Consider the following 14,253-nt stretch of genomic DNA (forward strand, 5'->3'; position numbering starts at 1 on the left):
ACCGACATCTGAGCGTCTGACAGCATGAAAGATAGGCGCTCTTGGGGATAGGAGGGGTCTAACGGCACATAAGCTCCCCCTGCCTTGAGAATGCCGATAAGCCCGACCATCATCTCCAAAGAGCGTTCTACACAGATGCCAACGAGAGATTCGGTTGTTATCCCTTGTTTTTGCAGGTAATTCGCCAGTTGGTTCGCACGTTCATTTAATTGTTTGTAGGTGAGATGTTGCTCTTCAAATGCGAGGGCGTTCGCGGAGCGTGCGCTAAGCGCGATCGCATCCGGTGTTTTCTCGACCTGCTGTTCAAACAATTGATGAAAGCAGCTATCGGCAGGGTAATCAGTCTGAGTCTGATTCCACTCCACCAACAACTGATATCTTTCCGCCTCCGTCAATAATGGCAAGTCCGACAAACGGCGATCGGGATTCGCCACAATGCCTTCTAGCAGCGTTTGAAAATGCCCCAGCATCCGAGTAATCGTGGCTTCATCAAATAAATCAGTGTTGTACTCTAACGACCCTGTCAGTCCTTGCTCGGTATCCGTTATCTCTAGCGTCAAATCAAACTTGGCGGTGCCAGTTTCCACCTCCACAAGACTCAAACTCAGACCTGGTAACTGCAACGCTGTTTTGGGGGCAGTGTGGAGGGCAAACATCACCTGGAACAGGGGTGTATAACTGCGATCGCGGCTTGGCTGTAGTTCCTCTACCAGCTTTTCAAAGGGCAGATCCTGGTGAGCATAGGCTTGTATCGCCACTTCGCGCACCCTCGCCAGCAATTCTCGAAAACTCATGTTTTCAGACAGCAGCGTGCGTAAAACTAGCGTGTTGACAAAGAACCCAATCAGAGGCTCGATTTCCTTTTGGGTGCGATTGGTCATGGGAGTGCCAATCGAGATATCTTGCTGCCCCGTATAGCGGTAAAGTTGCGTGTTAAAAGCCGCTAATAGCGTCATAAATAGCGTGCTTTCTGACTGCTGACTTAACGTTCTCAGCGATAAGGCAAGCGGTGGAGAAATGGTAAAAAATTGTCTAGCGCCCCTAAAAGTATTAACAGTTGGTCGCGGTCTATCTGTAGGGAGTTCCAGAATTGGGGAAGCACCCGTTAATTGCTGCTTCCAGTAGTTAAGCTGAGTTTCTAGAACTTCTCCCACAAGCTGCTGTCGTTGCCATGCAGCAAAGTCGGCATACTGAATCGGAAGCTCAGGCAAAGGTGAGGGCTTGCCTTGACAAAAAGCTTCATATAATTCTGCCAATTCTTGAATAATCACACCGCGAGACCAACCATCAGAAACAATGTGGTGCATCGTGAATAGCATCAGGTGTTCTGTCTCACTCAGCTGCAACAGCTTCACTCGCAGCAGTGGTTCCTGGGATAGGTCGAAAGGACGTTGTGCTTCCTCTTTTTTCGCATCTTCTAACACCTGCTGCCGTTCGTTTTCAGGCAACTCCCGTAAATCAATTACGGGCAGATTTAACGCCAAATCTGAAAATTTTTCCTGCACGGGTTGCCCCCCCACCGCTATAACACGGGTTTGCAGAACTTCGTGTCGTTGCCGAATTTGATTTAGGCTTTTTTCTAGTGCTTTTACATTTAAAAATCCTGTCAATCGGATAGCGATGGGGACATTGTAAATAGGGCTATCTGGCTCTAGCTGATGAAGAACCCACAGCCGTCTTTGGTGAAAAGACAAAGGCAACGACTTGGAATCTTTTCGTTGAGCAATTGCTTGGTTTTTAACAGGAGTCAAACCCTTTTGTTTGAGTCGTAGTTCTAGTAGCGCCCGTTGTTCCGGAGATAAAGCAGCAATTCTTTGAGAAATATTATTCATAATTAATCACCTATAAAAGCTTAGTGCTTGAAAAAGAAGTGAGAGTATATAGCATTTCCATTTGATTCGTGAGATTTTTTTAACGAACCGCAGAGGACGCCGAGGAAAGAGAAGATGAGTTCGCGAATCAAATAGAATTGCTATATAGCACCATAAACAATTTTTAAGATTTTCCATTTCTCTTCCTCTCTTCCTTGGCGCTCTTTGCGTCTTGGCGGTTCGGTTCGTTAACAGAGATAATGTTCGCAAATTAGATATGACTACTCTAATTTTTCTGCTTACTAACGAAAGCTTGCTTGTGATTCTTTAGCAACCAGCGCTTGTATTTCATCCAAGGAGAGATTTTCTACCTCCGCTAACATCTGCTCAATCTCGGCAATTTGTTCGGGTTTAGGCTGTTTTTCAGCAATTTCAATAGCGAGTTCAGCAACTGTAGAAGCTTCAAAAAGAAGAGTACGCAACGGTAATTCCACTTGGAAAGTTTCACGCAGTCGGGAAATCGTTTGTACAGCCAGTAAAGAATGCCCGCCCAACTCAAAGAAGTTGTCGTAAATTCCCACCTTTTCAATTCCTATCAGTTCTTGCCAGATATTAGCGATACCTTGCTCAATGTCATTGCGAGGAGCAACATAGGCATTTGCTTGGAGACGTCGAGGATGTCTAGTTGCTGATAATTGACTAGAATCATCTGATGTTTGAGCGTCATAACTCGATAAAAAAAAGTTAGAAGCTTGCTCAATGACATAGGATAAATCTTGTTTTGAGATGATAACTTGAGAAAGCGAATTTTCCAAAATTCTGCTCAAGGCATCCACGGCTTCTGCGGATAAAAGCCCATTTTCCAAACTTTCTGCGCGCCACTGTTTGAGCTTTTCAGGAACGGCTGTATTCACCGCCATACCGACTTCTTGCCACGCATCCCAGTTAATTGAGATTGTGCGAGCATTAAAATGATTGCAATGAGCAAAGGCATCCAAAAAGGCATTGGCAGCGCTATAGTCTACCTGTCCAAATCCGCCTTGGATTGAGCTAAGGGATGAACAGAGAACTACGAAGTCTAGATTGACATCTTTGAGAACCTCATTTAAGACAAAAGTTCCCATCACTTTAGGAGCAAAAACGCTTTCTACAGCTTCTGGTGTTTTGAGTTGAATCATGCCACCACCCGCAACTCCAGCGGCGTGGATAACTCCGTGAATCTCACCAAAACGTTCTAGGGATTGCGCGATCGCATTCTGCATTTGTTCATCATTCGCAACATCGGCAGCAACTACCAGGACATCAGCACCTAATACTTCTAATTCGTGCAATTTCTGAATCTTACGGCTGGTAGGATCGAGCGCATCATGGGTTGCTAGCCATTGCTGCCACTGCTCTTTTGCAGGCAGTGCAGAACGTCCGATTAGAATTAACTTGGCTTGTACTGTCTTGGCGAGGTATTCGGCGAAGACTAAGCCCATCCCTCCCATGCCACCTGTAATGAGATATACTCCCCCTTGTCGTAACCGGGTTTGGCTGGCTTTTTCTAGCGGGACTGGCTCAAATGTCTGAACCCAGCGATGATTGCCACGGTAGGCAATCATGGAGTCTTTTGAATCTGCTCCTAATTCTGCTATCAGTTGCTCTACTAAGTTGTTGGTTCCTGATTCCGAGATTGCCACATCCACTTGACGACAACTGATGTGAGGATACTCTTGAGGAATGACTTTGCATGAACCGATGATGGTTGCTTTTTCAGGACACAATAGCTCGTCGCCAATAATGTCATAAAGATTGTTACTGGCAACTAGAAGTTGAATGGAATTGCTAACAGGTTGTTGTCCTAGCGCTGGCGCTAAGTAAATCAAACTGTAGAAACCGAGATTTTGGCTGGTTTCTAAGGAGTGAGGCGGTGATTGGGTGATACTCCAGAGATGCGCGATCGCATTCGGGGCTTTCCCTTGTTCCCGCACGGCTTGAATCAAGGCGTAATAATCATCCTGGCAAGCTGGATTAATCGTGTAAGCGTTGCTATCAAGTTGCTTAAATTGCTCTCCAACCCGGACAGAAATCGCATCTTGTCCAACTTGTTGCAATCGTTGGACGATTTGAGAACCGATCCCACACTCATCAACAAAAACTAGGTAGCAAGCAGATGAAATCTCTCCCGTTTTGACCAGGGGGATTTTCTTCCAAGAAGGAACATAAAACCAGTCAGTAATATCCGATTTCCCTAGCTTGCTTTCACCTGTACTGGTTGCTGGGGCTTGGGTTTCTGAAATTTGGGTTTGGGGTTCAATCCAGTAACGCTGACGTTCAAACGGGTAAGTCGGTAAAGGCACGCGGTGACGTTGTTCGCCAGCATAAAAACCAGACCAATTCACCGAGACTCCTGCTAGCCAAAGCCGCCCTAAGATATTGAGTAAAAAGGCAATATCTGAGTTTTGCTCCTGGGGATGGCGTAACGAAGGTAATACCACTTGCCCAATTGCTTGATGAGAATGCTGTTTAGCAAGGGTACATAAACTACGCCCCGCACCAACTTCTAAGAGGATGTGATTTGGCTGTTGCAGTAATGTAGAAATTCCCTCAGAAAAACGTACTGTCTGCCGTAGATGCGTTGCCCAATAACCGGGATCTGTGGCTTCTGCTGCTGTAATCCAGGTTCCCGTAACGTTTGAGATAAAGGGAATCTGAGGAGGATTTAGTTTAACTTTTTTCACTTCCTCAATGAATGGCTCCAAGATAGAATCCATCATCTGGGAATGAAAGGCGTGAGAAGTATGCAACCGCCGACACTCGACCCCTTTAGCCGTAAGTTGCGCTTCAATTGCGTCTACAGCGTCAAGGGTTCCCGAAACGACGCACAAGGAAGGTGCGTTACTGGCGGCTAAAGATAACTTCTCATTCAGTAGGCTTTTAACCTCCGCTTCTGGCAAGGAAACGGCAAGCATCGCCCCGGCTGGCATTTGCTGCATCAGTCGCCCACGAATAGCCACCAAAGCTAAAGCGTCTTCAACAGACATGACACCCGCAAGGCAAGCCGCTACATATTCGCCAATGCTGTGACCCAGCATCGCTTGGGGAGAAATGCCCCAGGACATCCACAACTGAGCTAAGGCATACTCAATCGCAAATAATGCAGGTTGAGCAAAGCAAGTTTGTTTGAGTTTTTCTGCGGCTGCTTCCGGATTCGGCTGGTTGGGATAAAGTAGCGATCGCAAATCCATCCCGATATGAGGTTGAAGAAGGGCAGCGCAACGGTCTACTTGCTCTCGAAATATCGGCTCAGTCTGGTACAGTTCCCGCCCCATATCCACATACTGCGCTCCCTGTCCGGGAAACATGAAGGCGATGGAGGGTTCAGTAGGCTCTTGGAAGTGAGTTAAAACTTTTTGAGAATGAGGGGTTTCCAATTGGTTTACTAACTCCTCAACCGTCTGGCAAACCAAGATCCGGCGATGTTCAAAAGCCCGACGACCTACTTGCAGGGTGTAAGCAACATCTGCCAAATTGAGATCGGGATGCTGCTTGAGGTGAGCCACCAAATTTGCCGTAGCCGTCTCCAGTGCCAATTCCGTTTTCGCGGAAAGTACCAATAATTGCCACGGACGCGAAGAACCCGATGCTTCTACCGTTGGCGCTTCTTCGAGAACCACATGAGCGTTGGTGCCACCAATCCCCAAAGAACTGACTCCGGCACGGCGCGGGGTTGAAGCCTTCCATTCCCTCAGCTGGGTATTGACGTAAAAGGGACTATTGGCAAAATCAATCTCAGGATTTGGCTGTTTAAAATTTAAGCTGGGTGGAATCAACTTGTGTTTTAGTGCCAAAACCGTCTTAATGAGTCCCGTGACTCCCGCTGCTGCGTCCAAATGACCGATATTGGTTTTGACGGAACCGATGGCGCAGAAATTCTTTTTCTCGGTATTGGCACCAAAAACATTAGAAAGTGCGGTAACTTCGATCGGATCGCCTAAGACGGTTCCCGTACCGTGAGTTTCGATATAGGTGATGCTTTCCGGATCGACTCCAGCGAGGGCGAGTGCTTCTGCGATCGCGTCTGCTTGTCCGTTGACGCTGGGTGCTGTATACCCGACTTTCTCAGAACCATCGTTATTGATGGCAGAACCTTTGATTACCGCCTGAATGCGATCGCCATCTGCGATCGCATCCTCTAATCTTTTTAAAACGACCACTCCCACACCATTCCCAATAATGGTTCCCTGTGCATCAGCATCAAAGGCGCGGCAATGACCATCAGGAGATAATATTCCCCCTTCTTGATATAAATAACCTGTTTTTTGCGGTACCCGAATCGAAACTCCACCCGCCAACGCCATATCGCATTGGTAATTTAATAAACTTTGGCAAGCCAGAGTTGTCGCCACTAATGAAGTAGAACAAGCTGTTTGAACGGTCAGGCTTGGCCCTTTGAGATTTAATTTGTAAGAAACGCGAGTCGTGAGGAAATCTTTATCGTTGCTAATCAACTTTTGGAAACTGTCCGCCGACCCAATTTGGTCGCGATTTAAATTAAAAGATAAATAATTATTCAGGCTGGCACCTGCATAAACGCCAATGCGACTTTCACATCTTTGGGTGTCGTAACCAGCATTTTCCAGCGCTTCCCAAGCACACTCTAAAAATACCCGGTGTTGCGGGTCGGTCATTTCCGCTTCTTTGGGGTTAAAACCAAAGAAAGAAGCATCAAAAAACTCAACATCTTCTAATACGGCACCAGCTTTTACATGATTGAGATTATCGAGTAAACCTGGAGCGATTCCAGCATCTATTAATTCTTCATTGGTGAAGACCGAAATTGATTCGACTCCATCGCGTAAATTTTGCCAAAATTCTTCGACATTCTTAGCACCGGGAAAGCGCCCACTCATGCCGATAATGGCAATGCCTTCCAGAGAATCGTAATTTGTAGCGCTATCCATGAATCTTTCTACCTTGCTTGCTCAATAATTCTTTTTGGCGATTGATAGCCTCTATTTGCTTTCGAGCGCGCTGGACACTATCGCGTCCAACTTCGCGATCGCGCATCTCTTCAAAAGCAGGCTGTTGTCGGCTTAAGTATTGCGCCAGCGAATAAATGGTTGGGTTTTGAAACAAAGTAACGACTGATATCTCTTGGTTAAAAACTGTCCGCAGTTTGTGATTCACCTGAAGCATCAGTAATGAATGTCCCCCAAGATCAAAGAAATTATCGTGAATCCCGACTTTCTCTAAGTTCAGTATTGTTTGCCAAACAGTTGCAATTGTTTTTTCAATCTCTGATTGGGGAGGTTGATAAACTGCTAACTCTAAACGCTGATTTTCCGGAGCAGGTAAGGCGCGACGATTAACTTTTCCATTGGGTGTCAGCGGCAAAGTGTCTAGGAATACGAAAGCCGAAGGCACCATGTATTCAGGAAGGCTTTGTTTTAAGCGATCGCGCAATTCATTAATCGAAAGTTCAGCATCGTGATTCGGAACTACATAAGCGACTAAGCGGCGGTCGTTGGGCATATCTTCTCTGGCAAGCACCACCGTTTCTCGCACCTGGGGATGTTGTAACAACACCGCCTCAATTTCTCCCAATTCGATACGGAAACCTCGAATTTTTACTTGGTGGTCAATTCTTCCCAAAAATTCAATATTTCCATCGGGTAAATAACGAGCTAAATCCCCGGTTTTGTAAAGGCGGCTCTCCCCCAACCCCTCCCCTAGCAAGGGAGGGGAGCAATTCTCCCCCTGCCCTTGTAGGGAAGGGGGCTGGGGGGTTAGGTCTTTCAACGGATTCTGAATAAACTTCTCTTGGGTTAACTCTGGTCGATTCAGATAACCTCTAGCCAAACCAAAACCGCCAATGTGTAACTCGCCCGGAACGCCAATCGGAACAGGTTGTAAATGCGAATCTAAGAGATATATCTGTGTATTGGCAATCGGACGACCGATGGGAACAATTCGCCGTTGGCTGTTACGCTGGCAATCCCAAAAAGTAACATCAATTGCCGCTTCTGTCGGTCCGTAAAGATTATGTAACTCTACTGCACCTAGACGGATAAAAAAGCGCTTTTGTAAATCAAAAGGTAGGGCTTCGCCGCTACAAAATACCCGCTTAAGGCTGTTACATTTTACTACCTCCAACTCCTCTAAAAATACTTGCAGCATGGAGGGGACGAAGTGCAGTGTCGTGATTTTTTGCTTGGCAATCAGTTGGACTAAATAACCGCTATCTTGATGACCACCTGGTTTAGCTAAAACGAGGCTAGCACCCGTTAACAAAGGCAAGAAAAATTCCCAAACTGACACATCAAAGCCGAATGGAGTCTTTTGTAAAACTCTGTCGGTTGTTGTTAATTTGTAGGTGTCTTGCATCCACAGCAAGCGATTGTTTAACCCCCGGTGGGTATTCATCGCTCCCTTGGGCTTTCCTGTGGAACCAGAGGTATAAATTACATAAGCCAAGTTCTCTGGTGTAGCAGATGAAATAGGATTTTCTGTACCCTCTTGGGTAATCGTTTCCCATTCGGGATCTAAACAGATAATCGCTTGATGTTGCGGTAATTGATTAACCAAATATTGTTGAGTTAGCAGTAGTGACACTTGGGCATCTGCCAGCATGAACGCTAAGCGCTCTTTCGGATACGTGGGGTCTAAAGGTACATAAGCACCACCCGCTTTTAAGATTCCTAAAAGAGCGACTACCATTTCCAGCGATCGCTCCATGCAGATGCCAACCAAAACATCTGGCTGCACGCCCATCTGTTGCAGCTGGTGCGCTAACTGGTTCGCTCGGTTGTTTAACTCGCGGTAAGTTAGAGACTCACTGAATCCTGTCTCTACATTGTCGAAGATTAATGCAATCGCATCCGGTGTCTTTTCTACCTGCTGCTCAAATAGTTGATGGATACACTTTTGGGGGTAATCAACTTGAGTGTCATTCCACTCCACCAGCAAAGTATGACGCTCAAATGCAGTTAACAGCGGCAAGTCTGATAAACACTGCTCTGGATCGGCAACAATTCCTTCCAGTAAGGTTTGGAAATGCCCTAACATTCGGGTGATAGTGTCCGCGTTGAACAAATCGGTGTTGTATTCCAGCGTTCCGCTCAATCCCTGTTCCGTATCTATCATTGATAGGAATAAATCGAACTTTGCGGTTCCACTCTCAACTTCCGAAGTTTTTAAAGTTAACTCTGGTAATGAAACCGTTGATAATGAGGGATTCTGGAGGACGAACATTACCTGAAATATCGGGTTATAGCTCAGATCCCGACTCGACTGTAATTCCACCAGCTTCTCGAAGGGCAAATCTTGGTGAACATACGCATCAATTGCCACCTTTCGCACTCGCACCAATAATTCTTTAAAGCTGGGATTTCTAGCCAAATCGGTACGCAACACCAAGGTATTGACAAAGCACCCAATCAAGGATTCCAGCTCAGCGCGATCGCGGTTGGCAATCGGCGAACCGACTAAAATGTCCTCTTGTCCTGAATAACGGTAAAGCAACGTCTGAAACGCCGCCAGCAAGGTCATAAATAAGGTGACACTCTCCTGCTGACCCAGCATTTTGATTGCCTCAGTCAATGCTTTGGGCAGCACTAACGTTTGCTGCGCTCCCCGAAAAGTCTGAATTGGCGATCGCGCCCGGTCAGTCGGCAACTCTAATACGGGAAGTTCTCCCCCTAACTGCTGCTTCCAATAATTCAGATGAGTTTCTAGCCTCTCACCGGAGAACCATCGTTGTTGCCAATCGACATAATCAACATATTGGATGGGAAGTTCAGCGAGCGGCGAAGGCTTTCCGGTTGAGAAAGCTTCGTAAAGTGCTGTCAATTCTCGGACGAAAACTTTAACCGACCAACCATCAGCAACAATGTGGTGCAGCGTGAGCAGCAACATCGACTCTTCTGCGGTTAAATGCAGCAGTTTTGCCCGGAATAACGGGGGTTGTGCCAAGTCGAAGGGCATTTGAGCCTCTGCGATCGCGAATTGTTGCGCTTGTGCTTGTCTCTCAGCATCGGGCAATTGCCGCAGATCCACCTCTGGTAAATTTAAGGTGACGCAGCTTTCCCCAGAAATCGCTTGCACGGGTTCGCCCTCCACTACGGCAAAGCTTGTCCGCAAGATTTCGTGTCGCCGGATAATTTCGTGAATACTGCGAACCAGCACTGGCACATCCAGCCGTCCCGTCAGGCGAACCGCGATGGGAATGTTGTAAGCCAGAGTTCCTGGTTGCAATTGATTGACAAACCACAATCTAGCTTGAGAAAAAGAAAGTGGATACTCGTCAGTAGTTTTCTCAACTCTGCACAAAGGTATCGATGCAGACGGAACCACTTGAGTCAGTTGGTCGAGTATCTGCGTTGCCAGTTGGGTAATGCTAACTCCCTCGAACAAATCCGCAATGGATACAGCCACCCCCAAATCAACCTCGATCCGATTCTTCAACTCGAAAACCATCAACGAGTCGAGACCGAAACGGCTCAAAGGCTGCTCAATACTAATCTTGCCTCTGTAATTCTTCCTCTGCGTCCTCTGCGTCCTCTGCGATTCGTTCCCAAAATCTAATTCAAACGACGCAACACCCAGCACCCGCGCCACTTGCCTTTGCAGATAAGCCTCTAATCGCTGCTGACGTTCTTCCGACTCAACAGCCAGTAACTCTTCGCGGGTGAGATTATCTTCATTTTCGAGATGATAGGAATTCTCTAAAATACTGCTACCAATAACATCCAATTCGCCTGCAAGATACTCCGCACGAGTAGCGCGGCGTTGAATCTTCCCACTGGAAGTCTTGGGAATACTGCCACCTTTAATCAGAACTACCGCATAAACTTGTATCTCATGTTCTTCTGCAACTGCCTGACGAATGGCGGCGGTGACTTCCTCAACATTCGGTTTCGCGCGAAATTCTACCTCTTGCACCACGACCAGCCGTTCTTCATTGCCGACTTCTACCGCAAAAGCGGCACCACTGCCTGCACGTAATCCTGGATGGCTGCATTCTGCCGTTCTTTCGATGTCTTGGGGATAAAGGTTGCGACCCCGGATGATAATTAAATCTTTGGCTCGACCTGTGATGAACAGTTCCCCGTTGTGCAAAAATCCCAAGTCGCCTGTTCTTAAAAAAGGCTTTCCGTCCGTATCTGCCAGGGAGGCGCGGAAGGTTTGCGCCGTTTCCTCTGGTCGATTCCAATAGCCGTGACCGACACTAGGACCTGAAACCCAAATTTCACCAATTTCATCTGGCGCACATCGGGTTAAAGTTTCAGGATTAGCAATAACAATCTCCTGTTCTGGTAAGATGTTCCCGCAACCGACGAGCGGCTGGGAATTGTCGTCATCATTAGCATCAATGACTTGATTGCGTTCTAATGCCGTTTTTTGAACGGTTTTCGCGACCGGAAGCGCTGCCTTGATACCACCAGAAACGATCAGGCTTGCCTCTGCCATCCCATAACAGGGATAAAAGGCGGTTTTTAAAAAGCCGCAGGAAGCAAAGGCTTTTGCAAATTGCTCTAAAGTATCTTGGCGGATGGGTTCTGCACCGTTAAAAGCGACACTCCATCTGCTTAAATCAAGGGTTTCTTTTTGCTCAGGTGTAATTTTCTGAACGCACAGTTCATAAGCGAAATTCGGGCCACCGCTAGTCGTCCCTTGGTAGTCAGAAATCGCTTTCAGCCAGCGATACGGACTTACCAGAAAAGACGCAGGTGACATTAAGTAGCAAGGGAACCCGCCATACAAGGGTTGCAGGACACCGCCGATAAGTCCCATGTCATGATATATCGGCAGCCAGGAGACAAATTTGCTACTGGGCGAATGTTCCATGAGTCGGTAAGTCATGGCGGCATTGTGCAGTAGATTGCCATGACTGAGCATGACTCCTTTCGGTATCCCTGTAGAACCGGAGGTGTATTGCAGAAAAGCTAATGTGTCTTGATGAATGCTTGGCGGTTCCCAATTAGCTTCGATGCCGTTGGCAATGTTGTCTGTGGTGAGCCAATTTAAAGCATCTGAGTCAGTTTTTTGAGCGAGAAGCGATCGCACTTTCGCAAAAATCGCCGTTGTGGTGAGCGCGATTTTTGCCTGTGCATCTTGCAAAATTGCTTGAATTCTCGGCGTGTTGCGTTGGTTGCGAGGCGGATAAGCGGGAACGGCGATCACGCCTGCGTACAAACAACCGAAAAATGCCGCTAGATAATCCAAACCCGGTGGATAAAGCAATAAAGCCCGTTCGCCACTTAAACCCATCGCTTGCAGCTGGGATGCGATCGCTCTACTGCGCCGATCCAACTCTCGATAAGTCAGGTTCTCGGCTGATGTTTCCCCGTCCTGCAAGAAGGTAAACGCCAGTTTTTCTGGTTCGTTTACAGCTCGATAGCGCAGAATGTCTGCTAAAGTGGCAATTTTCTTAGGCGGGTTTTCTGGAAAATCTTGGCAAAAATCGACCATGTTACTTTTTCTGATTTTTCAAGCCTGACTTTTTTAACCCTGAACGATTGAATCCGACCACAAAGTTCAAACTCTCTAGTTCAAACTCTCTCGCCAAAGATTCGCGTTGCCGAACGGAAACCGCCCATCTCTAGCTCCAATCCGGGTGGTTGGATTAAAAACTGAGCTCTTCATCTGTATTTGCTGTTAAATCGACGTTTTTGGGAGTTTTAGTAACCCTCGGCAGGGCAAAAAACCTCACAAATCCTGGTGTTGGCGTTAGGGTCAACGCTCCTCTTCAAGAGGGTTCTTAGCGGTAACTTTTCACTGCTATTGACATTCATTTTTAATAAGCTTGGATAACCTTAGTACAAAGCTTGCAAGTTTGGCAAGTAGCAATCGCAAAATTTTTTCAGAAATAAAATTCCGGCTTTTGCTCTTCTAGGGTTGGGGGAAGCATGACTTAAACTAGCCGGAAAGCTTCCCCCGACGCTTGTGCAGTAGAGTCTGACATAACCCCAGCCCTTCTCCTACAAGGAACGAGACTTGCTCCGCTTCCCTATCACGGAATGCGGCTGGGGGTTAGGCTTTGTATATGAGCGAACGGAAAACCGCTATAGTTTCATGCTCTCCCAGTCAAGGCGTGCAAATTTTTCTGGACGCTAAATCGCGTATTTTCAGAAAAAACTGACATGAGTTCTCAATAGACTAATTTTTTTATACCCTTGACATTGGCAGATAAGACGTTATATGTTGCTGACCTAGTGATAATAACTTTCAATAACTAACTAGGTCGTAGTGAGCGCATCGATTGGGCGTGAGGAAATTTGAAGCAAACAAATTGTTACACCGCAAGTAATCAAGCGATGAATGGATTCTTTTGCGCCGAAGAGTCACGCCAAGCTGGAGAACAGATTATCGGGTGTGCAACGAATCACAAAATCTATGTACTGATTGAGTGTCCACCGCCTTGGACACCCGATCCCCTTGATTCAAAATTCCTCCCGGCTAATTTAAAAGCCTTGAAGGAGGAAATTGATACAGAGGAACTTTCTGTTCGGGTTGTATTGATTCATAGCGACCAAACTAAGCGCGATCGCAACAAGCGACTGATAATTTTCCGAGCAAACACCGGACTTTCAGTAGGTTACACCAAGCAAGAATTTCTGATTTCAGATATCAATGATGTAGCTTCTTTACTGAAAGACTGTTTAACAGGAAACACTCCAGAACAGGAGGCGATAGATATTCAAACCAGAGATATTTTAGTATGCACTCACGGTAGCCATGATAAATGTTGCGCTAAGTATGGAAATCCTTTTTACAAAGCTGCTTTAGCTGCTGTCTCTAACTTATCACTTGATCGAGTCCGCGTTTGGCAAGCCAGTCACATTGGCGGTCATCGCTTTGCCCCTACTGCGATTGATTTTCCAGAGGGAAGATACTATGGCAGACTCAATCAAGAATCATTTGCCGCCATTCTGACCCGAACGGGTGACATTCAGTGCTTGAACAATGTCTATCGTGGTTGGGGACTTTTACCTTGGGCAGCTCAAATCTTAGAAAAAGAACTCATCCTCAAATATGGCTGGGATTGGTTTAACTATCAGGTTGCCTATCAAATAATTGAGCAGAGCGAGGATGAAAGTTTTAATCAAGTTGAAATAACTTTTAAAACTCCGAATGGAGTTCTGAGTGTCTATAGAGCCGACATTATTGAAGATAAACATAAAACTCTTCATTTAAAAGGAGAATGTGACAGCAATGAATTGTATGAATTCAACCAATATATTACGAAAAATTTGGTAAGCATTTTCTAGGAATAGGTAAATCTCTAAAGATATGCTTTTAAGACATAGAGATTCTACTCCGATTGTCAAATAATTTATATTTTTGGTAGTCCTAAAAATGTAAGGATAGGAGGGTAGAGTTCCCGCTGTTGTTCGATGTCGAATCCCCGCCCGGCTTGTCCTGCTTGTGATTCCACCCATATTGTGAAGAATGGCAA

At 46.3% G+C, this 14,253-nt stretch carries 4 protein-coding genes; 1 reads left to right on the top strand and 3 read right to left on the bottom strand.

Annotation, left to right across the window (positions count from 1 at the left end; all coding sequences use genetic code 11):
* The 3 genes from NDI34_RS25305 to NDI34_RS25315 all read right to left on the bottom strand — a co-directional run.
* Window positions 1-1,832: condensation domain-containing protein (locus NDI34_RS25305; RefSeq protein WP_348234185.1), on the bottom strand; the 1,832-nt coding region annotated here is incomplete at its 3' end.
* 281 nt (window positions 1,833-2,113) lie between these two features.
* Window positions 2,114-6,757 carry an SDR family NAD(P)-dependent oxidoreductase gene (locus NDI34_RS25310; RefSeq protein WP_348234186.1) on the bottom strand — a complete coding sequence of 1,548 codons (4,644 nt, stop codon included), beginning with the start codon at window positions 6,755-6,757 and terminating at the stop codon, window positions 2,114-2,116.
* Window positions 6,750-12,266, bottom strand: a complete 5,517-nt coding sequence (locus NDI34_RS25315) for an amino acid adenylation domain-containing protein (RefSeq protein ID WP_348234187.1) — start codon at window positions 12,264-12,266, stop codon at window positions 6,750-6,752. Before NDI34_RS25315 ends, NDI34_RS25310 begins: the two co-directional genes overlap by 8 nt.
* Window positions 12,267-13,111: 845 nt before the next feature.
* Between NDI34_RS25315 and NDI34_RS25320 the strand changes: the two genes are divergently transcribed.
* A complete protein-coding gene (locus NDI34_RS25320; RefSeq protein ID WP_348234188.1) occupies window positions 13,112-14,065 on the top strand; it encodes a sucrase ferredoxin in 954 nt (317 codons plus the stop codon).
* The last annotated feature ends 188 nt before the right edge of the window (window positions 14,066-14,253 follow it).

The sequence above is a fragment of the Trichocoleus sp. DQ-U1 genome, from assembly GCF_039961925.1.
GTDB lineage: Bacteria > Cyanobacteriota > Cyanobacteriia > Cyanobacteriales > FACHB-T130 > FACHB-T130.